This is a genomic window from Micrococcus endophyticus (assembly GCF_014205115.1).
Lineage (GTDB): Bacteria > Actinomycetota > Actinomycetes > Actinomycetales > Micrococcaceae > Micrococcus > Micrococcus endophyticus.
Window position 1 is genome coordinate 1,968,663 of the sequence record NZ_JACHMW010000001.1, and the last position, 24,314, is coordinate 1,992,976.

Genomic DNA, 24,314 nt, shown 5'->3' on the forward strand with positions numbered 1-24,314 from the left:
ATCTTCGAGGCGCGCGGCATCGACCGCGGCGGCGCGGTTCCGTCTGTCCTCCTGTCCGTCCGTCCGGGGGTTCAGGCGCGGGTGCGGCGGGCCCGGCGGGCGGCGGCCTGCTCGACGGCGTCCAGGTAGGCGATGCCCTTCGCGCAGCAGCCGCCGAGGCAGCAGTCCTCGTCGAGGTCGAAGTCGGCGGGGTCCACCTCGTCGATCGGCCCGCCGTCCGCGGCGCGGTGCTCGGCGCTGATGCGGTCGGCGATGACGCGCCAGGACGGGACGCCGGCGCGTCCGTCCACGGCGTCCTGCTCGTCGGTCATGACGGTCCTCCTGCGCGGGGCGCGGCTGGGGCGGGGCGGTGTCGGGCGCCCCCACGCTAGCCGATCCTGCGGCCGGCTCCGGAGTCGGCCGGCTCAGGCGTTGGCCGGCTCGGCCGTGCCCGCGCCGCGGCGGCGCGGCGCCGGTGACGGCGAGGGCGACGTGCCGCCCCGCGTCGAGGCGTCCTCGACGCCGCCCTCCCCGCACCCACCCCCGCCGCAACAGCCGCCGTCCGGGGCGCCGTCGTCGTCCGCGGGCGCGGCCGCGGCCCCCAGCACGGTGAAGCCGGCGTCGGCGATCATGCGCAGGTCCGCCTCGGCGTCCTGGCCCTCGGAGGTGAGGTAGTCGCCGAGGAAGATCGAGTTGGCCACCTGCAGGCCCACGGCCTGCAGCGAGCGCAGGTGCATCTCGCGCCCTCCGGCGATTCGCAGCTCCTTGTCCGGGCAGGCCAGGCGGACCACGGCGAGGATGCGCAGGCACTCGAGCGGGGTCAGCTGGACGTGCCCGGCGAGCGGGGTGCCGTCGAAGGGCATGAGGAAGTTGACGGGGATGGAGTCGGAGTCGAGCTCGCGCAGGGCGAGGACGGCCTCCGCCAGCTGCGCGTGGGTCTCCCCCATGCCCGCGATGAGGCCGGAGCAGGAGGACAGGCCGGCGGCGGTGGCGCGCTCCACCGTGTCCACGCGGTCGGCGTAGGTGTGGGAGGTGCAGATGGACTCGTAGTGGGACTCGGCGGTGTTGAGGTTGTGGTTGTAGGCGTCCACGCCGGCGGCCTTGAGGCGCTCGGCCTGGCCGTCCTTGAGCTTGCCCAGGCAGGCGCAGACCTCGACCTGGGGGTGCTCGTCCTTGAGCCGGCCGATCATCTCGGTCACGCGGTCCACGTCCCGGTCCGTGGGGCCGGTGCCGGAGGCCACCATGCACACGCGGGAGGCGCCGCCGGCGATGCCCAGGCCCGCCTGGCGCACGGCCTCGTCCGGCTTGAGCCACGTGTACTTGAGGATCTGGGCCTCGGTGCCGAGCCGCTGGGAGCAGTAGGTGCAGTCCTCGGGGCACAGGCCGGTCTTGAGGCTGACGAGGTAGTTGACCTTCACGGTGCGGCCGAAGTGACGCTCGCGCAGGCGGGACGCCGCGGCGACGAGCCGGAAGGTCTCGGCGTCCGGGGCGTCGAGCACGGCGACGGCCTCGGCGGCGGTGAGCCGGTGTCCGGCCTCGATGCGGTCCACGAGCTCCTCGGGGTCGAGGGCGGGAGCGACGACGGCGGCGTCCTGGGCTGCGGTCATGGGAGGGCCTCTCCGGTGGGCGGGGCTCGGCCCCGGGTGGGTCTGACCCGAGGGACTCTAACAGTGTTCATTGAACAGCGTTCAGGGGCGCGGGACCATGACCCCGACGTCAGCGAGTGCGCCGGTCCAGAGGGGCCGGTGTCGAGTCGCAGCGAAGATTTCACAAACGCACGAATATGTTTCATACCGCGACACGCCTCTAGTGTCGAGATGCAGCGAAGATTTCACAAACGCGCAAATATGTTTCATACCCGATTGGGCACCTGATCCGTTGACGCCAAGGCGGATCCCCACATCAGTGACATCGGGGCAAGGCACCCCCAGAGGGGAACCACGGTCAGCCCCTCCGCGCCAAGGCACCCGCACCGGCACCGACCGCGGTGCACATCGGCCGGCCGGCGGCCGAGGCGCTGGACGAGCGGCTGATGTCGGGGGCGCATGCTGAGGATGACCTCACCGTGATGCTGGCTGGCTTCGGGAGGCGGTGGGGGTCCACGGGGCCCGCTTCCCCGCCCGCATGAGGCGCGGCCCGGTCCCACCGGGACCCCTTGCTAGGGTTCAGCCATAGTGTGCGTGCCCAGGCTGCTGCAACCAATTCTCGACGCCGTTGACGCTCGAGGACTGGCCGAGTTCGACCGCCAGCTCTTGAGGTTGCGTTACCGCGAGGGTGACGAGCCCACCAGCGGCGAGGCGGACAAAGCCGATTGGCTCGTGCTCCTGGACGAGCATGGCCGGCGGGTGATCGCGTTCCAGCAGACGGAGCAGCTCAGGTCCACGACGTGGGCCTCCCCCAAGGTGCCCATGCAGGCGCATGTGGACTTCACGGTGCCGGACCGGGAGTCCCTCACTGCCGCCCATGTCCGGGCGTTGGACCTTGGCGCCCGGCTCATCAACGACGAGTCCGACGACCCCGATGAGCCCCTCTATGGCTACGCGGACCCGACTGGTCACCCGTTCTGCATCTTCTTTGGCTAGGTGTTCCGCCCGGGGGCATGGACAGCTTTTAAACCGGGTCAATTAGCCAAATATGCGGCGCTCGGCCGCTTCTCCTCCTCCCCCCATAGAGCGAGAATGAAAACGAACGAACGATCTGCATGCCGAAAATAGGAGAACAATGGCCCAATCGAACATGCTCCAACCGGGGGCTCCTCGGCTCGGCTGGCTCCACTCGGCAAATACGTCGACGCCTCCCGTGATCGTGCTACTCCAGGACACCGGAAGCGCGATCGAGCTCACCTTGCCCCTGGGGCAATTTGGCCGCCCCGGCCCGTACGGCCCATGGTTCGAGAGCCTCGGACCGGCACGCGTCAGCAACCCGGCTGGGAGAGTCCCATCCGTTCTATTGTTCGAGGACGTCGACGGCCCGATAGCACTGGTGGGCTGCACTGCCAAGTCTCACCGGTACTCGTTATCGACTGGCCAAGGGCGTCTTCGAGCCGATTTCGCCGTCTTGGGAGCACGAAATGAGAAGTACGCGAAGATCAATGGCGTCCGCGCATCCATGCCGATACTGTCTGCCTGGACGCAACTCAAGAGTGTGCAGTTCGATGTTTCCTACGACTCACGCGGTCGTGCTGAGAACGCCTTGATCCACTTGGACTCCCTAGAGCAGATACGGCTTGACCGCGGCGTCAATCTGGGGTTGCGTCCAACGTGGGCTACCTCAACGGACGAGAAGGCTGGCTCCTTCACTGCCCATGATGTGGTCCAGTTAATGACGGCCTCCAAACGCCCGCGCGCTTGGCAAGACCACCTGGATCCGATCATGGCGATCCGCGAGCTCACAATGCTCTCAGCCTGGCACCCTTTCGGTTTCACTGAGGTGCGAGTCAATAGGGGCGATGACCCCGAGAAGGTGCTCAGCGGAGACGCCATCGGAGACAAGTGGGCAAGCGTCGCCTCTTACCGACTCCCCGAGCACAATTCTTGGGGTAAGGATCCCCGCTTCTTGTTCTCCTTCCCAGACATCGGGGTAGCCGGGGTGCGCCGATGGCTACGCATTCGCAAGACGTTCACCCGAACATTCGGGCCCCTGGTCTCTCTCCTCGACCAAGGCAACTCGTACGCCGAGACCAAGTTGCTGCAATCAGGGCTCGCCATTGAAGCGCTCGGCCATCAATTGCTGCTTGAGAAGGGCAAGGTCAAGGAGGGCAAGAGGAACAGCGCCTCCTACTGGGACGCGACCGAGGCGATTCTCGAGGACACGCCATTCAAACCCGTACAGGACCCCTCTGAGTGGAAGACGCGCAGCGCAGTTACGTACCGTGGGGTGAAACACGCGGACAATGAGAAGCCTGAGCAGCTCGACATTCTCAACGCCCACAGGGAGAACGTACTGATGATGCGGTTCTGGTTGGCAAGCCGTCTCGGTACGTCTCGCGCAGTACTGGAGGCTCGTCTGCAGCTGGACCCGCTATACCCACCGTACGAATTGGCTTGACCGTCCCGTTGGGGCCAACACATCACACGATCACGTCGACATCAGCATCAACGGGGCCGCGCCGTGCGTCTGTCATGTGCCCCGGCGAGCGAACCACGTGATCCAGTCCCGATCGATTACGGAGGAGCTTCGCCAATAAGATATTGGTGGCGACGCCAACTTTTGGCACAGGCCGCGTGAAACCTGGTTCTGAAAATAATTTGCCGCATGTCGTGCGAAATCTCCGCTGCATCTCGACACCCACCTCGTGCGAGCGGGCGCCCTAGATGCTGCTGGGCGGATCGTTCCTGCCCCGGTGACGCCAGTGGATCGCCCGCGCAGCCGCAGCCCTGGCCCTGCTGGGTGCCGCGACCGCCGCGGCCCTCGCCATGGCCGGACCCGCGCAGAGCGCCTTCAGCGGCACCTTCACCGTGGACACCGCCACCGGTGCCGCCCGGGTGATCGCCGCCTTGACCACCCTGCTGGTGCTGGGGGTGGCCTCCGGGGAGATCGCCGGGTCCCCGCGGGAGTCGGACACGTACGCGCTGCTGCTCCTGGCCACCACCGGGGTAATGGTCCTGGCCGGGTCCACCGACCTGCTCGTGCTGATCGTGGGGTTCCTGCTGGCCAGCATCCCCCTGTACGGGATCGTCGGCCTCACCGGCGGCCGCGCCGGGGCCGAGGCCGCCATGAAGACCTATCTCATGGGGGCGCTGTCCGGGATCCTGCTCATGCTCGGGGTCACCGTGCTCTACGCCCTGGCCGGCGGCACCGACTACGCCCTGCTCCAGGAGGAGCTGCCCGCCGCCCCGGCCGCGGCCGTGGGCGCGGGCGTGCTGGGCGTGCTCGCCGGGCTGCTCTTCACGGCCGGTGGGGTGCCCTTCCACTTCTGGGTTCCCGACGCCGCCCAGGGCACCGGGGCCACCGCCGCCACGTTCCTCACCACCGTGCCCAAGGTGGGGGCGCTGGTGGCCGTGTACCGGCTCGTGGCCACGGTCTCCGCCGGGGACGGCTCCTGGCTGCTCGTCGCGGCGCTGCTGGCCACCGCCTCGATGGTCCTGGGCAACCTCGCGGCCTACTGGCAGACCGACCCCCGCCGGCTGCTGGGGTGGTCGACGGTGGCCCAGGTCGGGTTCCTGCTCGTGCCCGTGGCCGCGGCCGGGCGCAGCGACCTGACCCTGCCCTCGCTGCTGTTCTACCTCGCCGCCTACGCCGTCACCAACGTCGCCGCCTTCGCCGTCACCGCCGCACTGCCCGAGCACCGGGAGCTGGCCGACTACCGGGGCCTTGCACGGGCCCGTGCCGGGCTGGGGCTGGCCCTGCTGGTGGCGCTGCTGGGGCTGGTGGGCACCCCGCCGCTGGCCGTGTTCGTCGGCAAGCTCACCACCGCCACCGCCGCCTGGGACGGTGGGCACGGTTGGCTGGTGCTGGTGGTGATGCTCAGCAGCGTGCTCAGCCTCTTCTACTGCCTGCGCTGGTTCGCCCCCGTCTTCGCCCGCCCGGACCAGCACACGGCGGGGTTCCCCGGTCGCGGCGGGGCGGCCGCCTGGCCGGCCGTCACCGCCGGGGTCGCCGCGGTCGCGAGCCTGGTGCTGGGTGTCCTGGCCGGTGTCCTGTGGGCTGCCCTCGAGGGCCCCGTGGTCATGTAGGTGCGGCGACCTCCGCGCCCCGGACCGCCCGTGTGCAACGCCGAGGGGGGCGAACTCAGGCCCGGGTGGTCTGGCCGTGCTCGGCCGCATAGGCGGCGAAGACCTCACCGGGGTGCTCCCCGGTGCCCACGAAGTCGTCCTTGATCTCGGACCCGAGCTGGTTCAGGGCCGAGGACAGCCGCTGGGCGCTCAGCCGCACCGCCGGTTCGGACCGGGCCATGGCCGCATCACGGAGCCGCAGCGCATACGGCAGCTGGCGGGCCAGGGACAGGTCGGGGTTGCTCTCCTGGAAGTAGAAGCCCTCGGTGTGCTGGGTGAAGTCCACGGAGATCTTCGTGAGATCCGCCTGCAGGGAATCCAGGACCCGGGAGGCGATGGCCGGCTCGACCTCCCCGATCGTCTCGGCATAGTCGGCGTCGGCCAGGCCCTTGATTTCCAGGGCCAGCGCCCGGCGCCGCATCAGGGGAGGATAGATCTGCGTGAACCACGTCAGCGCCGCGGTCAACAGAGCGAACCCGGTCAAGGCCTCGAACGGGGAAGCGACCCGGATCCACGGGTCGGTGGCCACCACGTCCCCGTAGCCCAGCGTCGACAGCGTCACCATGGAGACGTAGACGGCCTCGACCGCGTCCGGGTAGGCGGCCGCGTCGATGCCGGAGGAGTACATGAACCCGCCCGGGACGTGCGGGTAGTAGATCAGCGCCCACCCCGCTGCTTGCAGCACCACCCAGAGGAGCACCACGGCCACCATCGCCGCCGGCCCCACCGCGGAGCCGGCCCGGTGACCGGTGACCTTCGAGACCCTCCACACCGTGGAGAGCACCAGCCGGCTCAGACGTCCCTGACCGCTGGGGTGCAACAGGGTGTGGAACATGTCCATCAGCCCGGCCACGATGACCACGATCCCCAGAACTGTCAGCAGTACGTCCATGATCGACCTCCGTCGTTGGTTCTTGTTCTTCCGGTCCCCGGGTTCCGGGGCGGCTCACCGGTCCTCAGTGCTGTTCGTGCTCGCCCTGCCGCGCGTCCTCGTCGGAGCGGTGCCGCACGGTGAACCACTGCGCCACGACGATGACCAGGGCCACCACGGCGGTGATCACCAGGGTGAACGGGTCCGACTGGGATTTCAGCAGCACGAACGGCACGAGCACCGCGACGTCGAGGGCGATCGCGACCCAGGGGATCCACGGTTTGGCCCCGACGTCGTCCTTGAGGTGGCGGAGGATGCCGAGGTGGATGGCGATGTCCATGGCCAGGTACAGGATGGCGCCGAGGGAGGCGATCTGGGACAGGTCGAAGAAGGCCGCCATGACGATGGCCAGTCCCGCCGTGATGTAGAGGGACTGGTGGCCCTCCTTCCGCGGCAGCCCGGGGGCCTGGCCCATGTCGCGGAGCATGTCGTAGAGCTTCGAGACCGAGAACAGGCTCGCGATGAGCCCCGACAGGGTCGCGACCACGGCGATCACCACGGTCAGCGTCACGCCCCAGGCGCCGAACATCGGCTCGGCCGCCTCGGCCAGGGCGTAGTCCCGGGCCTCGACGATCTGCGGCACGGTCAGGCTGCCGGTCACCGCGACGGTGATCAGCAGGTAGAGCACGGTGCACAGGGCGAGGGAGATCATGATGGAGCGGCCGATGTTGCGCTCCGGCTGCTCCAGGTCGGCGCCCTGGTTGGTGATCGTGGTGAAGCCCTTGTACGCCAGGATGCACAGGGTGGTCCCGGCCAGGAAGCCCAGCCATCCCGTCTCCGGCGGGGTGCGGTCGGCGGCGGTGAACAGCCGGCCCAGGGAGGACACCCCGGCGGCGAGGATGCCGGCGATCGCCAGCACGGCGATCCCGACGATCTTGAGCGCCGCGGTCACCGTGGCGGAGCGCTCCACCCATCGGTTGCCCGCCAGGTTGACCAGGGCGGCGGCCACGATCGCCACCACCGCCAGTACCGTCACCCACACCTCGGAGCCCTGCAGGCCGAAGGGGCGCAGCAGGTAGGAGGCGAAGGTGCGGCCCAGCAGGGACTCGGCCAGGATCATCGACACGTACATGAACAGGGAGAAGGACCCGGCGAGAACCCCCGGGCCGTAGGCGGCCTTGAGCAGCATCGCGATCCCGCCGGAGGACGGGTTGGTGGCCGAGTAGCGGATGTAGGAGTAGGAGCTGAACGCCACGACCACGGCGCCGGCGAGGAACGCCCAGGGCACCCAGCCGCCGGCCAGTTCGGCGACCTGCCCCACGAGGGCGAAGATGCCCGCGCCGATCATCACCCCTGTCCCGACGGCGACGGAACCGGTCAGGGAGAGTTTCTGCTGCGTCTGCGTGTCGTGGTCCATGAGGAGGTGCACGTCCTTCCTGCCGGGCAGCGAACGCCCCCAGCGGTGGGGTGGTTCGGACAGGGTCGGTGGGCCGAGCCCACGGTGCTCAGCGGGCCGCCACGGTGCCCATCATGCCGAGGTCCTCGTGGTCGAGGATGTGGCAATGGTAGACGGTGCGGCCGCCGAAGTCCTCGAAGGCCACCCGGACCGTGACCTCCCCGAAGGCGGGGATGTTGACCACGTCCTGCCACCGCGGTCCGGGGACGTCGCGGCCTGCCTCGGACACGACCTGCATCGGCCACACGTGCAGGTGCATCGGGTGGTCCATGGGGCTGGAGTTGACCAGGGTCCACTCCTCCACGGTGCCCACCCGGACCCGCTGGTCGGTGCGCTCGGCGTCGAACTGCTGCCCGTCGATCGTGAAGGACATCATCTGCCCGGGCCCGCGCATGCTGCCCATCATCCCGCCCATCCCTCCCATGCCCATGGCGAAGTCCAGGGTGCGCCGGGCCTCGACCGGCTCCTCGCGCAGATCCCGCAGGGACGGGCCGGCGGGCACGGGCCCGGCGTCCCCGGCCCGGTCCCCGGCGACCTCGAGGGTGAGCAGCTCGATCGGCTCGTCGTTGCCGGGGCCGTCCCCGGGCATGGCCCCGCCCATCATCCCGTCCATGCTGCCGCGGTCCACCGGGGCGGCCCCCAGGGTGGAGGTGCCCTCACGGGTGTCCACCAGCAGCTCCACCCGGTTGCCCGGCGCCAGGGTCACCTCGGTGAGCTCGACCGGCTCGGGCAGCCGGCCGAGGTCGCGGCCGGACAGCCGCAGGGTCTGGCCGTCGAGGGTCAGGCGCAGGTACCGGGATGGGCAGGCGTTGACGACCCGCCACAGCTCCCGCTCCCCGGGTGCGGCGGTGGCCTCGGGACGGACCTGACCATTGACCAGCACGGTCTCGCCCTCCCGGCCCATCATCTGCTGCGGCGGGGAGACCTCGGCGAGGTTCCCGGAGGCGTCCAGGGTGATGTCGGAGACGACCAGGACCCGCTCCCGGGCCACCGGGACGGGGTCGGGGTCCTCGACGACGATGGCCCCGTAGAGCCCGGCGGCGAGCTGGTCGGCCACGTGGCCGTGGTGGTGCGGGTGGTACCAGTAGGTGCCCGGCGGGTGGTCGCCCGGCAGGACGTACTCGTAGTCGAAGGTCTCCCCGGGGGCGATGCTCACGAAGGGGTTGTCCCCGTTGTCCTGCGGGGAGACGTGCAGGCCGTGCACGTGCAGGTTCGTCGGGTCGTCCAGGCCGTTGGTCATCGCCACCCGGAGCGTGTCGCCGGGGCGGACCCGCAGGGTGGGCCCGGGCAGGGAGCCGTTGAACGCCTGCACGTGCGCGGTGCGCGCCCCGATCCGCACCCGGGCGGGGGCTGCCTCCAGGGCCAGGTCCAGGGCCCCGTCGCGGCTGGACAGCACCTCGGGCTGCACCAGCTCCCGGCCGCCGCCGAGGGCCTGGCCGCCGCCGCCGGTCCACCACAGCCCGGCCCCGCCCGCGGCCGCGGCGCCGGCCCCGGCCGCGCCCAGGGCCAGCAGCTGCCGGCGCGTCAGCGGGCTCACCGGTCGCCCTCGTCCAGGGTCCGCAGCCGCTCGCGGTACTCCTCGGCGCTGATCTCCCCGCGCGCGTAGCGCTCCTCGAGGATCTCCCGGGACCGGCGCGGGCCGGCACCCGTCGGTGGCGGGGCGCTCCCGCCCTGCCGGGTCCCGCCGCCCGAGTTCCCGGTGAACGCCTTCACGAGCACGAAGATCAGCACCACCGTGCCCAGGATCAGCAGGAGCCAGAAGATCCACATCCAGCCCATGCCTCCTCCCATGCCGTCGCCCCACATCATCGCGGTCCTCCTTCATCGATCGGTTCGTTGCTTCCTACAGAGCGCCGCCCGTGGGCGGCGACGCCGGTCACCGGGGCGGTCAGGAACCGTCCGGCAGCTCCTGGAGCATCTGCTCCATCTCGGTGATCTCCGCCTCCTGGTCCTCGACCACCTGGCGGGCGAGCTCGACGGCCTGGGGGTTCTGCCCCTGCTCGACCTGGTCCCGGGCCATCTCGACCGCGCCCTCGTGGTGGACGGTCATCTGCTCCAGGTACAGCCGGGCCGCGTCCGTCCCCTGCGCATCGTTGAGCATGCCCATGTCCTCCTCGCTCATCATCCCGCCGGCCCCGTGGCCCATGGACGTGGAGTCCTCGCCGGGCATCGGCGCTTCCCAGGTCCGCAGCATCTGGTTCATGCGCTCGATCTCCGGTCCCTGGGCATCGACGACCTTCTGGGCGAAGGCCCGGACATCGGCGGGGACGTCGTCCTTGGCCAGCAGGATCTCGCTCATGTCCACGGCCTACTCGTGGTGCGGGATCATCATCTGCGCGAACATCACGTCGTCGTCGTTGTGCTCTTCAGCGATCGGTTCCCCTGAGGTAGCGCCCGACGGGGTGCTCGAGGCGCTGCCGGCCCCGGTGGCGGCAGCTGTGGAGCTGGGGGTCTCGGAGGCCGCGTCAGTGTTCTCTCCGCCTCCGGTGCCTCAGCCGGCCAGGGCCAGGGCAGACGCGAGGGCCACGGCGGTGAGGGAAGAGGCTCGGTTCATGGGGATGTCCTTACGTGGGGTAGTCGGGTGGTGGTGGCCCCAGGCAGGGCCTGGAGACCGGGAGCCGGGTCGGGCCGTGGGGGATCCGGTCCCGGCACGCTCAGGAAGAGGTGACCGCATATCCTGCACGCGCCACTGCGGCGCGCACGGATTCCTCTGCGACAGGGGTGGTGCTGGTCACGGTAACGGCCGAAGCTTCGCCGGCTACGAGGTCGATCTGCACGTCAAGGACCCCCTCCAACGCCGTGAGGGCCTCGGTGACCCGGCCGGCGCAGTGGCCGCAGGTCATGCCCTCCACCTGGTAGGTCGTGGCGGTGCCGTCCGAGGACGGCGACTGCGCCTCGACGGCAGTCCCCGCTTCCTCGGGGACAGAGGTGGGAGCGCAGCAGGCGCAACCGGTGGCGGCCATCGGCAGGGGGTGGCGGGGCGAGCTGGTCATGGTGGGCTCCTTCGGATCGTGAGGGAACGGGGAACGCCCCTCGCCTCTCAGGTATATACCCTGGGGGGGTATAGTGCAAGGATGTCAGTGAGCCTCCCGAGCGGGAGGCAGATCGGCCAGTTGGGGGGGGCGGCAACTGGATGGTGAACACCGCGCCGTGTCTGGGGCCGGGGGAGGCGGCGGTCAGGGTGCCGCCGTGGGCTTCGACCAGTAGCTTTGGAGATGGCCAGCCCGATCCCCGAGCCGCCGTGGTCTCGGTCCCGGGCGGTGTCCCCGCGCCAGAAGCGCTCGAACACCTGAGGCAGTTGCTCGGCACTGATGCCCTCACCGGTGTCGCTGATGCAGAGGACCACTTGGCCGGACATCTGATGGGTGGCACTGACGGTGACCGTCCCACCCGCTGGGGTGTGGCGCAGGGCGTTGGTGAGCAGATTGCCCAGCACCTGCCCCATCCGCTGCCGGTCCACCTCCAGGACCCCGGTCTCATCGTCGACGTCCACGTCGAGGGCCACGCCCTTGGCCGCGTAGGACTCCCTGTGGGCCTCGGCGGCGGTGTGCAGCAGTTCGAGCACGGGCTGTTCTGGGCGGTCCAGGTCGATGCGCCCCTCCTCGGCGCGGGAGACATCGGTGATGTCCTCGACCAGCCGGGTGAGGCGTCCCAGCTGGTCGGTCATGATCTCGCTGGTGGTTTCGTCCCAGTGGATGACCCCGTCCTGGAGGCCTTCGCAGTGCACGGTGAGCACCGAGATCGGGGTGCGCATCTCATGGGCCAGGTCCGAGAGCATCCGCCGGCGGGTGCCTTCGGTACTTTGCAGACGAGCCGCCATGGTGTTGAACGCGGTGGCCACCCCGTCCACCTCCGCTCCGGCACCCAGGGCCGGTACCCGGGTGTCGTAGCGGCCGCGGGACATGCCTTTGGCGGCTTCGGCCAGCTTCCCGAGAGAACCCTGGATGCGACGGGATAACCAGAGGCTGGCGACCAGGGCGCAGATCAGGGCCGTGGCCAAGGCCACGGCCACGGCCACGGTGATGAGGTTGGTGTCGCGGTAGGCCTGCTCCACGTGCAGCAACTCCGGGGAGTTCTCCGCATGCCCGGCCATGATCAAGTGATTGTGGAAGATCGCCGGGCCCATCAGGGAGGCCACCACGACTGCCGCCGCCAGGGAGGCTGCGACCACCAGCACCTGGACGGTGAAGAACCGGGTAGCCAGGCTCCGCTCGCGCCGGGGACTCACGGTGTCACCATCCGGTAGTCGACCCCACGGACCGTGTCGATGAAGCCGATCGGGTCTTCCCCGAGCTTCCGGCGCAGGTGCCCGATGTGCACGTCCACGATCCGCTCGTCCCCGACCCAGGATGGATCCCAGACGGTGTCGATGAGCTTGCGGCGGGTGAGCGCCTGGTGCGGGCGGGCCGAAAGGGCCCCCAGTAGGTCGAACTCGGTGCGGGTCAGGCCCACCGGCCGCCCGCCCACCCGTGCCTCGTGGGCCGCGAGGTCGACGGTCAGCTCCCCGAACTCCCGGGCGGGCTCGACCGGGGCCACGGTGGTCCGGGGCCGGCGCAGCACCGCGGCCACCCGGGCGACGAGCTCGCGAACACTGAAGGGCTTCGTGATGTAGTCGTCGGCCCCGGCCGCCAGCCCGGCCAGCTTGTCCTCCTCGTCCCCGCGGGCCGTGAGCATCAGCACGTAGCACTCGGAGAAGCCCCGGATCCTGCGGCACACCTCGATGCCGTCCAGCCCCGGCAGACCCAGGTCCAGCACCACCACGTCCAGGCTCCGGTCGCGGGCGGCCTCCAGGGCGTCGGGGCCGGTGTGCGCCAGGTCCACCGCGTAGCCGGCGCGGGCCAGGTTGAATCGCTCCGGGTCTGGTGGAGGCTCTGATCCAACGGAAGGATGCAGAGCATGCCCGCACCACGGAAGTACCCCGACGAGCTCCGCGAACGCGCCACGCGGATGACGCTGGAAGCCCGTCAAGACCCCGCCACGAGGACCGGAGCATTCCGCCGCGTAGGAGAACAGCTCGGGATCAATCCCGAGACGCTGCGCAACTGGGTCCGCCAAGCCGAGATCGACCACGGCCACCGCCCCGCAATTACGACCAGCGAAGCCGCCCGGGTGGCCGAGCTGGAGAAGGAGAACCGTGAACTACGGCGGGCGAACGCGATCCTGCGCTCGGCGTCGGCTTTCTTCGCGGCGGATGCTCGAGACGCCCACAGCGCTGATCGTGGACTACATCGACGAACACAAGCACGAGTTCGGTGTCGAGCCGATCTGCGCCACGCTGTCCGCGGCAGGCACACAGATCGCACCGAGCACGTACTACGCGGCCAAGACGCGCCCTCCTTCAGTGCGTAGCCTGCGCGATGAGCAGGTGCTCGTGGAAATCCGGCGGGTGCATGAGGCCAACTACGGGGTCTACGGGGCCCGGAAGGTCCACGCGCAACTGCGGAGGGAGGGCCTGCAGGTGGCCAGGTGCACGGTGGAGCGGCTCATGCGAGCCGCAGGCCTGCGCGGGATCAGCCGCGCGAAGGGACCGAGGACCACGGTCCCAGGCCCCGGCCCGGATGAGCGTCAAGACCTGGTCCAGCGAGACTTCACCGCGGCGGCTCCGAACCAGCTGTGGGTCGCTGACATCACCTACTGCCGCACTTTCAGCGGATGGGTGTACGCCGCGTTCATCATCGATGTGTTCTCCCGACGGGTGCTGGGCTGGCAGCTGTCGAAGTCGCTGCGCACGGACCTGGCCCTGGACGCGTTGGAGATGGCGTTCTGGACGCGTCAGCGCGCAGGCCAAGACGTGGCCGGGCTACGGCATCACAGCGATAAAGGAGTCCAGTACGTCGCCGTGCGATACACCCAGCGGCTCGCCCAGGCCGGCGCAGTCGCCTCAGTCGGTTCGACGGGGGACTCGTATGACAATGCCCTCGCGGAGGCGTTCAACTCGCTGTTCAAGGCGGAGCTGATCCGGAACAAGGGGCCATTCAAGTCCATCGAGGACCTGGAGATCGCGGTCGCGGAGTACATCGACTGGTTCAACCATCGTCGTGTGCACGGCGAGATCAGGCTGGTCCCTCCGGTCGAGTTCGAGGACGTCTACCATCATGAGAACCCCGTGCCGGCGCCCGCCGGGACGGCACTTACGAGCCTCTAACAAACCCGGGGCGATTCACGTGTTGTCACCTGGTGAGAATGCCTTCACGGAGGACCGACGCCGCCACCCTCCACCCCATGCCGAGGACGGCCCCCTTTCAGCTCACCCGCCGCGGCCCACGTCCTGCCCACGTCCTGCCCACGTCCTGCCCACGACGATCGACCGCCTAGGGCGATCCACATCACTCTCGCCCTGGACAGGAGCCTCGTGTCCGCCACGTCCACACGTCCGCCCACACCCGGGCCCTCGAGCCGCGCCGTCCGTGAGGGCACGTTCTTCAGTCGCGCCATGCGCCCGCTGAACACGACGATGGAGCGGTTCATCCCGTCCTCACTCGTGTTCACCATCGTGCTCACGTTCGCGGTGGCGGCCCTGTGCCTGCTGCTCACTCCGGCCGGGCCGGCCGACGTCGTCGTGGGCTGGGGTGACGGCCTGTCCGGACTGCTGGCGTTCATTACACAGACGGCGCTCGTGCTCATGCTCGGCCACATCCTGGCGAACACCGGTCCGGTGCGCCGCGACGGCTACCCTGGCAGGAGGACGCTTCCGCCACCCTCCGAGAGGACCCCCGTGAAGGACACCACCGGCCTCAGCATCGGCTACCGCCTCATCTGGCGCCTGCAGTACATCGCCCTGTTCTTCCTCGGCCCGGCCCAGCGCCCTGCCCACCAGGACCCCCGCCGACAGCTGCGCAAGGAGCGCGCCCAGAAGGTGCTCGACGCGCACGCCGCCCGCGGCACGGAGGCCGACCAGACCGTGCACGACGAGGCGGCCGGCCGCTTCTGAGCGATCGCCTGACCGGCACCGGGCACCACCCGAAGACAGACGAAGGGCCCCGGGTTCACCGGGGCCCTTCGCCCGTCATCACTCGCACCTTGATGAGGTGCTTTCAGCGTAGGAGCCGGACATGAACGACGGCGGAACGCGGCCTGCCAGTTCCCTGGGAGCAGGCGGCGGGGCGTCGTCGGCCGGCTGCGGCGTCGTCGTCGGGGATCAGCCCAGCCGGCCGCCGGACTCGGCGAGGTAGCAGGAGCCGCAGAGGCTCTCGTAGGTGACTTCGACGCCGTCGATGGCCACCTGGTCCCCCTCGAACACGAAGTGCTCGGCACCGGACGCGGCGTCCACCACCTTGCGGGTGTTGAACACCGCCTTGCGCCCGCACCGGCAGATGGTCTTGAGCTCCTCGAGGGAGTGGGCCAGCTCGAGCAGGCGGGCGGAGCCCGGGAAGCAGCGGGTGCGGAAGTCGGTGCGTAGGCCGTAGGCGATCACGGGGACGCCGTCGAGCACGGCGATGCGCAGCAGGTCGTCCACCTGCGCCGGCTCGAGGAACTGCGCCTCGTCCACGAGCAGGCAGGCCACCGGCGGGGCGTCCACGTGGTCCACGAGGGCGTCCGGGTCGTCCCCGGAGGCGTGGCGGCGGAACAGCCCCCGCACGTCCGCCCCGGCGGGCACCAGGAAGTCCACGGTCCGGGTGACGCCGAGGCGGGAGACCACCTCGTCCTCGCCCTTGACGTCCACCTCCGGCTTGGCCAGCAGGACCCGCTGCCCGCGCTCCTCGTAGTTGAACGCGGCCTGCAGCAGCCCGGTGGACTTGCCGGAGTTCATGGCCCCGTACCGGAAGTAGAGCTTGGCCACGGCCCCGCTCAGATCCCGGAGCGGCCCTGGGCGGCCTCGATCTTCTCCGCGGCCGTGGGGTCCGAGTCCTTCAGGAAGGTGCGGATGCGCTCGACCTCCTCGGACTCCCCGATCCCGGCGGCGGCACGGCCCAGGCTGTAGAGGGCGCGCAGGAAGCCGCGGTTGGGCTCGTGGTCGTACGGCACCGGCCCGGCGCCGCGCCAGCCGGCCTTGCGCAGGGCGTCGAGGCCGCGGTGGTAGCCGACGCGCGCGTACGCGTAGGAGTCCACGGTGCGGCCCTCGGACCAGGCGTCCTCCGCCATGAGCGCCCACACCAGCGAGGACTCGGGCGCCACGGGCACCACGTCCTCCGGCAGGTCGCCGGCCTCGAGGCGCGCGAGCACCTCCGGCTCCTCCGGCAGGCGCGTGGCCGGCGGCTCCATCAGGTTCTTGCCGATCAGGGACTCGGACATGCGATGCCTCTTCTCCTCGTCAGGGCGGGTGGGTCGCGGCCGAGTCTATCGACGCCCCCGGACGCCGCACCGGCCGCCGTCGTCGTCCGCCCCCGCCCCCGCCCGACGACGGCGCCGCGTCCAGGCCCGTCCGGTACCGTAGCCCCAGCGTCTGTCCGGCGCGCCCCGTGGGCGCGCCCGGCCGTCGATGCCGTCGAAGGAGCACTCCGCATGTCCCATCCCACGCCCGCACGCCGCCGCCTCCCCCTGGTCGCCGGCGTCGCCGCCCTCGCCCTGGTCCTGGCCGGCTGCGCCGACGGCGGCCAGCCCGGCGAGCCCGCCTCGACGGCGGTCCCCGCCCCCAGCGCATCCGCCGGCTCCCCCGCCGCGGGCTCCGCCCCCGCGACCCCCACGGACCCGGCCTCGATCGCCGCCTCCCGCGTGCGCGAGGCACGCGAGTCGGCCTCCGCCGAGGGCACGCCCCGCGCCCAGCCGCGCCAGGCCCTGGAGACGCTCGGCCCCGGCATCCGGGACGGCGCCGCCACCACCGCCTGGGAGAACACCGCCGCCGTGCGCAACGACACGGTCTCCGTGATGGACTGCACCCGCGACGTCCTGGACCAGCGCACCCTGGACGCCGTGGCCACCCACATCCCGGACGGCTCCAACATCGAGATCGTCCAGCTCTTCGCCTCCCAGGACGAGACGCACGAGTTCCTCACCTGCGTGTACAACGGCTACTTCGAGTACAGCCCCGGCATGCCGCTGGCCCAGGTGCAATACCAGCACAACCTCGACAGCACCCGCCTGGACTGGTGCGAGGACGAGCCGGCCACCGTGGCGGACGAGTACACCTTCGACCCGGAGACCGGGAAGGGCCTGCTCGCCCTCCTGCGCCCCGGCATGATCGGCGGCCAGGACGGCGCCCCCCTCATGCCGCAGCGCACCGCCTGGGCCTGCAGCGAGGACGGCACCGAGCTGGTCTCCGTGACCATGGGCTCCATGGAGGGCTACGGCGACGCCAACGGCGGCCTCACCCAGGTGGAGAACTCGCCCGTGGCGGGGAGCACCACGCTCGTCACCCAGGCGCGCGACCACCTCGCGGACACCGTGCTCAAGGACGCCTCCCGCTTCCACGAGGTCATCAAGCTCAGCTCCCCGTTCTTCCTGGACGCCTCGATGGACGAGGAGTCCCTCGCCAAGGCCCGCGAGATCCCCACGGGCCGCGTGCCGGACGAGCTGCTGAACAACCAGTCCACGATCGACCGCCCCGAGGGCGCCCCCGGCCCCGTGGCCCCGGGCCAGCCCCCGCGCCCCTTCCAGGGCGCCGCCCGCGAGGCCGCCGAGTCCCAGCGCGCCGCCGAGGCCTCGGCCTCCGCCGCGGAGGCCTCCGCCTCCCGCGCCGCCTCCGGCTCGGGCACGCCGTCGCCGAGCTCCACGCCGGCCTCGCGCACCCCCTCGCCCTCGGGCACCGGCGGCTGACGGACACGGCCCCGGACACGACGACGCCCGGTCACCTCGCGGAGGTGACCGGGCGTCGTCGTCGGGACCGGGCCGTCGTCGTGCGGCCTCAGGCGCGCTCGGCCGAGAAGTGCCGGCGGTAGGCCCCGAGCGTGAGGAACGCGGGGTACTCCGGCGGCAGCGCGGACTCGCAGAACACGCGGCGCGCGTCCTCGAACCGGTGGCCCTCCGGCAGCGGGCCGGCGAGGATGCGGGCGTGCTCCTCGCGGACGAGCTGCTCCATCCACTCGCGCGAGGCGGTGCGGGTGCCGCCGTCCTCCAGGGCGACCGCGGTGCGGTTGTGCGCCCACTGCCAGACCTGCGAGCGGGAGATCTCGGCCGTGGCGGCGTCCTCCATGAGCCCGTGGATGGCCGCGGCCCCCTGGCCGCGCAGCCAGGACTCGATGTACCGCATGCCCACCTCGATGTTGCGGCGCACCCCGGCCTCGGTGACCGAGCCCGTGGTGGCGGCGACGTCGAGCAGGCCCGCCTCGTCCGGCTCCACGTCCTCGCGGCGGCGCGTGCGGATCTGGTTCGGGGCCTCGCCGAGGACCTCGTCGAACACCTCGCGGGCCACGGGCACGAGGTCCGGGTGGGCCACCCAGGAGCCGTCGAAGCCATCGCGGGCCTCGCGGGTCTTGTCCTCGCGGACCTTCGCGAACGCGACCTCGTTGGCCGCCTGGTCCCGGCGGTCCGGGATCACGGCGGACATCCCGCCGATCGCGGAGGCGCCGCGGCGGTGGCAGGCCCGCACGAGCTGCTCGGTGTAGGAGCGCATCATCGGCTGGGTCATAGTGACCTCCGCGCGGTCCGGCAGCACGTAGGCCGGGCCGCGGTCCCGGTAGTTCTTGATGAGGGAGAAGATGTAGTCCCACCGGCCCGCGTTGAGCCCGGCGGCGTGGTTGCGCAGCTGGTAGAGGATCTCCTCCATCTGGAACGCGGCCGTGATGGTCTCGATCAGCACCGTGGCGCGGATCGTACCCTGGGGGATGCCGAGGGCGTCCTGAGCCGCCACGAACACGCAGTTCCACAGGCGGGCCTCGAGGTGGGACTCGAGCTTGGGCAGGTAGAAGTACGGGCCGTGGCCGCGGCGGACCAGCTCCGCGGCGTTGTGGAAGAAGTACAGGCCGAAGTCCACGAGGCCGCCGGCCATGGGCTCGCCGTCCACACGGAGGTGGTCGTCCGTGAGGTGCCAGCCGCGGGGGCGGACGATGATCGTCGGCCGGTCCGTGAGCTCGGCCCCGCGCAGTCGGTACTCCTTGCCCTCCGGGCTCGTGAAGTCGATCTGGCCGCGGATCGCGTCGTACAGGTTCACCTGCCCGTCCAGCATCCTCTCCCACGAGGGCGTGGAGGAGTCCTCGAAGTCCGCGAGCCAGCCGGAGGCGCCCGAGTTCAGGGCGTTGACGGTCATCTTGCGGTCCACGGGGCCGGTGATCTCCACGCGGCGGTCCTTCAGGCCCGGGGCGAGCGGGGCCACGCGCCACGAGTCGTCCTCGCGGACCCGCTTCGTGGCCCGCAGGAAGTGCGGGTCCCAGCCCTCGGTGATGCGCTGCCGGGTGAACTCGCGCTCCTCCAGCAGCCGCCGGCGGCGGTCCTCCGCCACCCGGTGCAGGCGACCGAGGAAGGCGAGCGCGTCCTCGGTGAGGATCTCCGCCTGGCGGTCGGTCACGGGGCCGTGGACGGTGACCACGGGGGCGGCGCCGGCGGGGGCGACGACGGGCAGCGCCTGGGTGCTGACGTCGTGCGGCAGCGGCGTGTGGGCGGCGGTGTCGACGGGCTCGTCGGTGTGGTGCAGGGCGGGGGCGGCGTGGTGCCGCCCGGAGGTGAGGGTCGTGGTGGTCATGGTGACTGCCTCCTGGGCATGGGGAGCGGGCGGGTCGGCCGACGGCGGGATGGCGGACCGGGCTCAGTGGAACTGGCCGGACTCCGTGGAGCCCGCCAGGGCCACCGTGGAGCTGTCCGGGTTGATGGCGGTGGACACAGCGTCGAAGTAGCCGGTGCCGACCTCGCGCTGGTGCTTGGTCGCGGTGTAGCCGCGGGCCTCGTCGGCGAACTCGCGCTCCTGCAGCTCGACGTACGCGGACATCTGGCGCTCGTGGTAGCCCTTGGCCAGGTCGAACATGGAGTGGTTCAGGGCGTGGAAGCCGGCCAGCGTGATGAACTGGAAGGTGTAGCCCATGGCACCCAGCTCGCGCTGGAACTTGGCGATGGTGTCGTCGTCGAGGTTCTTCTTCCAGTTGAAGGACGGCGAGCAGTTGTAGGAAAGCATCTGGTCCGGGAACTCGGCCTTGACAGCCTCGGCGAACTTCCGGGCCAGCTCGAGGTCCGGGGTGCCGGTCTCCATCCAGATCAGGTCCGCGTGCGGGGCGTAGGCCTTGGCGCGGGCGATGCAGGGCTCGACGCCGTTGCGGACCTTGTAGAAGCCCTCCGCGGTGCGCTCACCGGTGATGAACTCGGCGTCGCGCTCGTCCACGTCCGAGGTGATCAGCGTGGCCGCCTCGGCGTCGGTGCGGGCGATGATCACGCTGGGCACGTCGGCGACGTCGGCGGCCAGGCGGGCGGCGTTGAGCGTGCGGATGTGCTGGCCGGTGGGGATGAGCACCTTGCCGCCGAGGTGGCCGCACTTCTTCTCCGAGGCCAGCTGGTCCTCCCAGTGCACGCCGGAGGCGCCGGCGGTGATCATCGACTTCATGAGCTCGTAGGCGTTGAGCGGGCCGCCGAAGCCGGCCTCGGCATCGGCCACGATCGGCACGAGCCAGTCCTCGACGCTGCTGACGCCCTCGGCGTGCTCGATCTGGTCCGCGCGCAGCAGGGCGTTGTTGATGCGGCGCACCACCTGCGGCACGGAGTTGGCCGGGTACAGGGACTGGTCCGGGTACGTGTGGCCGGAGAGGTTGGCGTCCGCGGCCACCTGCCAGCCGGAGAGGTAGATGGCGCGCAGCCCGGCCTTGACCTGCTGGACCGCCTGGTTGCCGGTGAGGGCGCCGAGGGCGTTGGTGAAATCACCGCGGGCGTTCTCGTCCTTCAGCTGGGTCCACAGCTTCTCGGCGCCGCGGCGGGCCAGCGTGTGCTCCTCCTGGATCCGGCCGCGGAGACGGACGACGTCGTCCGGGGAGTAGGTGCGCTCGATGCCGGCCCAGCGGGGGTTGTGGTCCCAGTCGTGCTGGAGCTGCTCGGCGGAGGCGGGAGTGGAGTGGTGGGGCTGGGTGGTCATGACGTCCTCCTGAGGATCGGTCCGGTTCGGTGAGGGGTTCGGTGCGACGTGTCCGTCGCTGCCGTTGACATCCACATTGGCCCCGGGCAAGGCCCTCTGGAGCACAAAATCGGTGGAAACTCCGGTCGTTCCTGCCACTGGGTCAGAACGTGACGGTTCTTGCACCCCGGTATGGCCTGGATCACTCCAGCGGCCCTCCGCTTGTCAAAAATGTGACTTTCTTTCGGTCACACGTGATCTCCTCCCCGGTTCCGTCTACAGTTCCGCGCATGATGACCCGCCCGCTTCTCGAGGACAGCGCGACCGTGGACGCCGTCGCACTGGGCCGCCGCGTCCGGCACCTGCGCAAGCAGGCCGGACTCACCCTGGACCAGCTCGCGGACCGCACGGGCGTGAGCGGCTCGCACCTGTCCCTCGTGGAGAACGCCCGCCGCGAGCCGCGGCTCTCGCTGGTCCAGCGGATCGCGGAGGTCCTGGGCGTGCCGGTCGAGGACCTGCTCACCGGCCGGGCCCCCACCCGTCGGGCCGAACTGGAGATCGAGGTCGAACGGTTCGCGCGCTCGGAGCACTACGCCTCCCTCGGCCTGCCTCCGCTGCGCATCGGGCCCCGCACCCCCACCGAGGTCCTCGAGGTGATCGCGGGGCTGGAGGCCGAGCTGCGCCGTCGCCTGGAGGAGCAGGCCGCCACCCCCGAGGAGGCGCGCCGCGCCAACGCCCAGCTGCGCGCCCGGATGCGCGCGGTGGACAACCACTACCCCGACCTCGAGGCCGAGGCGCAGCGGCTGCTCGACGCGATCGGCCACACGGGCGGGCCGCTGGGCCTGCACGCCGTGTCCAGTCTCGCCGAGCACCTGGGCTTCACCCTGAGCTTCGTGGCCAACCTGCCGCACTCCACGCGCTCGGTCACGGACCTGAAGCACGGCCGTATCCACGTCAGCGGGGGCCGCGCCAGCGACCACGACCGGCGCACTGTGGTGCTGCAGGCGCTCGCGGCCGCCGTCCTGGGCCACGGCGAGCCGCGGGACTACGAGGACTTCCTCTCCCAGCGGGTGGCCGTGAACTACCTCGCCGGCGCCCTGCTGATGCCGCAGCGGCCCGCGAGCGCCCTGCTGCGCGCCGCCCAGAAGCGCCGGGACCTGTCCGTGGACGACCTGAAGGACGCGTTCGGCGTCTCCTACGAGGCGGCCGCCCACCGCTTCACCAACCTGGCCACCGTGGACCTGGGCATCCGCTGCCACTTCCAGAAGGTCCACGAGACGGGGGTGATCCACAAGGCCTACGAGAACGACGGGCTCGTGTTCCCGGCGGACCACACGGGCGCCATCGAGGGCCAGGCCGCCTGCCGGCGATGGGGGGCCCGGCAGGCGTTCGGGCGCAGCGACCGGTTCCGCGCGCACACCCAGTACACGGACGCCCCGAACGGCACCTACTGGTGCACCTCGATGGTGGAGCACGGCCCGGACGGGCTGTTCGCCCTCTCCGTGGGCACGGCGTTCGAGCACGCTCGGCACTTCCGCGGAGCCGACACGCGGCACCGGATCACCTCCACGTGCCCGGACCCGCGCTGCTGCCGCCTGCCGGACCCGGCCCTAGAGGCGGAGTGGGGCGGGCACGTGTGGCCGGCGGCCCGCATGCACGCCCACCTGTTGGCGGCCATGCCCACCCAGGCGTTCCCCGGGGTGGACGAGGTGGAGGTCTTCGAGTTCCTCGAGTCCCAGCGGGACCGCACCCCGGGCGCGCCCGGGGCCGACGCCCCCGACGGCGCCGGGGGCGTCACGCCGTGACGCCGACGGCCCCGCACCTGCCGTGGCGCAGGTGCGGGGCCGTCGTCGTGCCGGCAGGGCGCGCCCTGCCCGGCGCGGGCGGGTCAGCCGAGCTCGCCGGCCCGGCGGTCCCAGTCGTCGTGCTCGCGGTCGCGCGCCTCGCGGCGGTCCGCGCGGGCCTCGAGGCGCTCGAGGCGACGCTCGAGGTCGGAGCCCTCGGCGTCGGCCCGGGCAGGAAGCTCACCGGCCGGGCGGCGCCCCTCGATCGCGTCGAGGCGCGTGCGCAGCTCCTCGACCTCCTTCTTCATCTCCTCGCCGGGCAGGGCGCGGCCGGTGGCGAGCTGGACCACCTGCAGGGTGCCCCACACCAGGATGGCGACGATGGCGATCCAAGCGAACCAGGGGAGTCCTCCCAACATGACGTCTCCCGTCAGCCGATGCTGGTGCCGGCCGAGTTGAGCTCCTGGCACGCCTGCACGATGCGGGCGGCCATGGCCTCCTCGGCCTTGGCGCCCCACACGCGGGGGTCGTACATCTTCTTGTCGCCGACCTCGCCGTCCACCTTCAGCACGCCGGCGTAGTTCTCGAACATGTGGCCGGCCACGGGGCGGGAGAACGCGTACTGGGTGTCCGTGTCCACGTTCATCTTCACGACGCCGTAGCTCACCGAGTCCGCGATCTCCTGGGCGGCGGAGCCGGAGCCGCCGTGGAACACGAGGTCGAACGGGCGCTCCTTGCCGTACTTCTCGCCCACGGCCTTCTGGATGTCCTCGAGGATCTGCGGGCGCAGCTTCACGTTGCCCGGCTTGTAGACGCCGTGCACGTTGCCGAAGGTCAGGGCGGTCATGTAACGGCCCTGCTCGCCGAGGCCGAGGGCCTCGATGGTGGCGATGCCGTCCTCCACGGTGGTGTAGAGCTTGTCGTTGATCTCGTGGGCGACGCCGTCCTCCTCGCCGCCGACGACGCCGATCTCCACCTCGAGGATCTGCTTGTTGGCGTGGGTGCGGGCCAGCAGCTCCTTGCCGATGCGCAGGTTCTCCTCGAGGGTCTCGGCGGAGCCGTCCCACATGTGGGAGTTGAAGATCGGGTCGCGCCCGGCCTTCACCTCGGCCTCGGAGGCGTCCAGCAGGGGCATGACGAACTCGTCGAGCTTGTCCTTGGGGCAGTGGTCCGTGTGCAGGGCGATGTTCACGGAGTAGTTCTTGGCGACCTCGCGGGCGAAGGCGGCCATGGCCAGGGAGCCGGTGACCATGTCCTTCACGGAGGCGCCGGAGAAGTAGGCGGCGCCGCCGGTGGAGACCTGGATGATGCCGTCCGAGCCGGCCTCGGCGAAGCCGCGGATGGCGGCATTCAGGGTCTGGGAGCTGGTGACGTTGATCGCCGGGTAGGCGAAGGCGCCGTTCTTGGCGGCGTCGATCATCTCGGCGTACTTGTCCGGGGATGCGATGGGCATGCTGCAACTCCTAGGCGTCGTCGACTCAGGCGGGCTCGGGGCGCGCGACGGCGCGGCACCCTCGCCGTCATCCTATCCGCGCGGGGCCGCGGACCCCAGGGCCCGGCGACGCACGACGGCGGCGCGGCAGGCGACCACGACGGCGCGCCCCGG

Annotated in this window: 21 protein-coding genes and 2 pseudogenes; 7 read left to right on the forward strand and 16 right to left on the reverse strand. The window is 70.9% G+C overall.

The genetic code is table 11. The features are described from left to right. Positions 1 to 71: 71 nt before the first annotated feature. Both HDA33_RS08950 and bioB read right to left on the reverse strand, forming a co-directional pair. Positions 72 to 311 (reverse strand): hypothetical protein, encoded by a 240-nt coding sequence (locus HDA33_RS08950; protein WP_184172636.1) that lies wholly within the window; start codon positions 309 to 311, stop codon positions 72 to 74. Between the two features lie 93 nt (positions 312 to 404). Then, positions 405 to 1,586: a biotin synthase BioB gene (gene bioB, locus HDA33_RS08955; RefSeq protein ID WP_184172638.1), complete on the reverse strand. Its 1,182-nt coding sequence runs from the start codon at positions 1,584 to 1,586 to the stop codon at positions 405 to 407. Between the two features lie 573 nt (positions 1,587 to 2,159). Between bioB and HDA33_RS08960 the strand changes: the two genes are divergently transcribed. From HDA33_RS08960 to HDA33_RS08970, 3 genes are all read left to right on the forward strand, one after another. After that, positions 2,160 to 2,561 (forward strand): VOC family protein, encoded by a 402-nt coding sequence (locus HDA33_RS08960; protein ID WP_420826916.1) that lies wholly within the window; start codon positions 2,160 to 2,162, stop codon positions 2,559 to 2,561. Between the two features lie 217 nt (positions 2,562 to 2,778). Then, on the forward strand, positions 2,779 to 4,026 hold the full coding sequence (locus HDA33_RS08965) for an ApeA N-terminal domain 1-containing protein (RefSeq protein ID WP_184172640.1): 1,248 nt from the start codon (positions 2,779 to 2,781) through the stop codon (positions 4,024 to 4,026). Between the two features lie 368 nt (positions 4,027 to 4,394). Then, a complete protein-coding gene (locus HDA33_RS08970) occupies positions 4,395 to 5,654 on the forward strand; it encodes an NADH-quinone oxidoreductase subunit N (protein ID WP_246416924.1) in 1,260 nt (419 codons plus the stop codon). A 55-nt stretch (positions 5,655 to 5,709) separates the two neighbouring features. On the opposite strand, the gene HDA33_RS08975 is transcribed toward HDA33_RS08970, so the two are convergent. From HDA33_RS08975 to HDA33_RS09010, 8 genes and pseudogenes are all read right to left on the reverse strand, one after another. Then, positions 5,710 to 6,585, reverse strand: a complete 876-nt coding sequence (locus HDA33_RS08975; RefSeq protein WP_184172642.1) for a potassium channel family protein — start codon at positions 6,583 to 6,585, stop codon at positions 5,710 to 5,712. A 64-nt stretch (positions 6,586 to 6,649) separates the two neighbouring features. Beyond that, positions 6,650 to 7,981 (reverse strand): APC family permease, encoded by a 1,332-nt coding sequence (locus HDA33_RS08980; protein WP_184172644.1) that lies wholly within the window; start codon positions 7,979 to 7,981, stop codon positions 6,650 to 6,652. 88 nt (positions 7,982 to 8,069) lie between these two features. Continuing rightward, positions 8,070 to 9,557, reverse strand: coding sequence for a multicopper oxidase domain-containing protein (locus HDA33_RS08985; RefSeq protein WP_184172646.1), 1,488 nt, complete (start codon positions 9,555 to 9,557; stop codon positions 8,070 to 8,072). Beyond that, positions 9,554 to 9,829: an SHOCT domain-containing protein gene (locus tag HDA33_RS08990; protein ID WP_184172648.1), complete on the reverse strand. Its 276-nt coding sequence runs from the start codon at positions 9,827 to 9,829 to the stop codon at positions 9,554 to 9,556. Before HDA33_RS08990 ends, HDA33_RS08985 begins: the two co-directional genes overlap by 4 nt. A 79-nt stretch (positions 9,830 to 9,908) precedes the next feature. Then, positions 9,909 to 10,574 (reverse strand): annotated as a pseudogene (locus HDA33_RS08995) (DUF305 domain-containing protein). Positions 10,575 to 10,674: 100 nt separating this feature from the next. Then, positions 10,675 to 11,013: a heavy-metal-associated domain-containing protein gene (locus HDA33_RS09000; RefSeq protein WP_047691956.1), complete on the reverse strand. Its 339-nt coding sequence runs from the start codon at positions 11,011 to 11,013 to the stop codon at positions 10,675 to 10,677. Positions 11,014 to 11,113: 100 nt separating this feature from the next. Next, positions 11,114 to 12,248 (reverse strand): annotated as a pseudogene (locus HDA33_RS09005) (HAMP domain-containing sensor histidine kinase); the annotation flags it as partial. Further along, a complete protein-coding gene (locus HDA33_RS09010) occupies positions 12,245 to 12,913 on the reverse strand; it encodes a response regulator transcription factor (RefSeq protein WP_184173895.1) in 669 nt (222 codons plus the stop codon). The pseudogene HDA33_RS09005 and the gene HDA33_RS09010, both read right to left, overlap by 4 nt. A 3-nt stretch (positions 12,914 to 12,916) precedes the next feature. Here HDA33_RS09010 and HDA33_RS09015 point away from each other — a divergent pair. Further along, a protein-coding gene (locus HDA33_RS09015; protein ID WP_420826917.1) for an IS3 family transposase occupies positions 12,917 to 14,165 on the forward strand; the annotation gives its coding sequence in 2 pieces (ribosomal slippage) (positions 12,917 to 13,218 and positions 13,217 to 14,165; 1,251 coding nt in all). 288 nt (positions 14,166 to 14,453) lie between these two features. Beyond that, positions 14,454 to 14,951: a TIGR00366 family protein gene (locus HDA33_RS13030; protein WP_338104313.1), complete on the forward strand. Its 498-nt coding sequence runs from the start codon at positions 14,454 to 14,456 to the stop codon at positions 14,949 to 14,951. Between the two features lie 207 nt (positions 14,952 to 15,158). Here HDA33_RS13030 and HDA33_RS09030 read toward each other — a convergent pair whose 3' ends face one another. Further along, a complete protein-coding gene (locus HDA33_RS09030; RefSeq protein ID WP_184172652.1) occupies positions 15,159 to 15,800 on the reverse strand; it encodes a thymidine kinase in 642 nt (213 codons plus the stop codon). A gap of 8 nt (positions 15,801 to 15,808) precedes the next feature. Further along, positions 15,809 to 16,252, reverse strand: a complete 444-nt coding sequence (locus HDA33_RS09035) for a DUF3151 domain-containing protein (protein ID WP_184172654.1) — start codon at positions 16,250 to 16,252, stop codon at positions 15,809 to 15,811. Positions 16,253 to 16,462: 210 nt separating this feature from the next. On the opposite strand from HDA33_RS09035, the gene HDA33_RS09040 reads away from it, so the two are divergent. Continuing rightward, positions 16,463 to 17,713 (forward strand): hypothetical protein, encoded by a 1,251-nt coding sequence (locus HDA33_RS09040; RefSeq protein ID WP_184172655.1) that lies wholly within the window; start codon positions 16,463 to 16,465, stop codon positions 17,711 to 17,713. Positions 17,714 to 17,801: 88 nt separating this feature from the next. On the opposite strand, the gene aceB is transcribed toward HDA33_RS09040, so the two are convergent. Beyond that, the gene (gene aceB / locus HDA33_RS09045; protein WP_246416927.1) at positions 17,802 to 19,574 is read right to left on the reverse strand and encodes a malate synthase A; all 1,773 of its coding nucleotides are present in this window, start codon (positions 19,572 to 19,574) and stop codon (positions 17,802 to 17,804) included. Positions 19,575 to 19,637: 63 nt separating this feature from the next. Further along, positions 19,638 to 20,945, reverse strand: a complete 1,308-nt coding sequence (aceA, locus tag HDA33_RS09050; protein WP_184172657.1) for an isocitrate lyase — start codon at positions 20,943 to 20,945, stop codon at positions 19,638 to 19,640. Between the two features lie 269 nt (positions 20,946 to 21,214). On the opposite strand from aceA, the gene HDA33_RS09055 reads away from it, so the two are divergent. Continuing rightward, positions 21,215 to 22,729: a helix-turn-helix domain-containing protein gene (locus HDA33_RS09055; RefSeq protein ID WP_184172659.1), complete on the forward strand. Its 1,515-nt coding sequence runs from the start codon at positions 21,215 to 21,217 to the stop codon at positions 22,727 to 22,729. Positions 22,730 to 22,812: 83 nt separating this feature from the next. On the opposite strand, the gene HDA33_RS09060 is transcribed toward HDA33_RS09055, so the two are convergent. Together HDA33_RS09060 and fbaA are read right to left on the reverse strand one after the other, a co-directional pair. Then, the gene (locus HDA33_RS09060) at positions 22,813 to 23,127 is read right to left on the reverse strand and encodes a hypothetical protein (RefSeq protein WP_184172662.1); all 315 of its coding nucleotides are present in this window, start codon (positions 23,125 to 23,127) and stop codon (positions 22,813 to 22,815) included. 11 nt (positions 23,128 to 23,138) lie between these two features. Next, a complete protein-coding gene (fbaA, locus tag HDA33_RS09065; protein WP_184172664.1) occupies positions 23,139 to 24,161 on the reverse strand; it encodes a class II fructose-bisphosphate aldolase in 1,023 nt (340 codons plus the stop codon). Positions 24,162 to 24,314 lie beyond the last annotated feature (153 nt).

Excerpts from the sequence above, each read along its gene's own strand:
- HDA33_RS08950 (WP_184172636.1), bottom strand. The coding sequence starts at position 311 with ATGACCGACGAGCAGGACGCCGTGGACGGACGCGCCGGCGTCCCGTCC.
- bioB (WP_184172638.1), bottom strand. The coding sequence starts at position 1,586 with ATGACCGCAGCCCAGGACGCCGCCGTCGTCGCTCCCGCCCTCGACCCC.
- HDA33_RS08970 (WP_246416924.1), top strand. The coding sequence starts at position 4,395 with ATGGCCGGACCCGCGCAGAGCGCCTTCAGCGGCACCTTCACCGTGGAC.
- HDA33_RS08975 (WP_184172642.1), bottom strand. The coding sequence starts at position 6,585 with ATGGACGTACTGCTGACAGTTCTGGGGATCGTGGTCATCGTGGCCGGG.
- HDA33_RS08980 (WP_184172644.1), bottom strand. The coding sequence starts at position 7,981 with ATGGACCACGACACGCAGACGCAGCAGAAACTCTCCCTGACCGGTTCC.
- HDA33_RS08990 (WP_184172648.1), bottom strand. The coding sequence starts at position 9,829 with ATGATGTGGGGCGACGGCATGGGAGGAGGCATGGGCTGGATGTGGATC.
- HDA33_RS09000 (WP_047691956.1), bottom strand. The coding sequence starts at position 11,013 with ATGACCAGCTCGCCCCGCCACCCCCTGCCGATGGCCGCCACCGGTTGC.
- HDA33_RS13030 (WP_338104313.1), top strand. The coding sequence starts at position 14,454 with ATGCGCCCGCTGAACACGACGATGGAGCGGTTCATCCCGTCCTCACTC.
- HDA33_RS09035 (WP_184172654.1), bottom strand. The coding sequence starts at position 16,252 with ATGTCCGAGTCCCTGATCGGCAAGAACCTGATGGAGCCGCCGGCCACG.
- HDA33_RS09040 (WP_184172655.1), top strand. The coding sequence starts at position 16,463 with ATGTCCCATCCCACGCCCGCACGCCGCCGCCTCCCCCTGGTCGCCGGC.
- aceB (WP_246416927.1), bottom strand. The coding sequence starts at position 19,574 with ATGACCACCACGACCCTCACCTCCGGGCGGCACCACGCCGCCCCCGCC.
- aceA (WP_184172657.1), bottom strand. The coding sequence starts at position 20,945 with ATGACCACCCAGCCCCACCACTCCACTCCCGCCTCCGCCGAGCAGCTC.
- HDA33_RS09055 (WP_184172659.1), top strand. The coding sequence starts at position 21,215 with ATGATGACCCGCCCGCTTCTCGAGGACAGCGCGACCGTGGACGCCGTC.
- HDA33_RS09060 (WP_184172662.1), bottom strand. The coding sequence starts at position 23,127 with ATGTTGGGAGGACTCCCCTGGTTCGCTTGGATCGCCATCGTCGCCATC.
- fbaA (WP_184172664.1), bottom strand. The coding sequence starts at position 24,161 with ATGCCCATCGCATCCCCGGACAAGTACGCCGAGATGATCGACGCCGCC.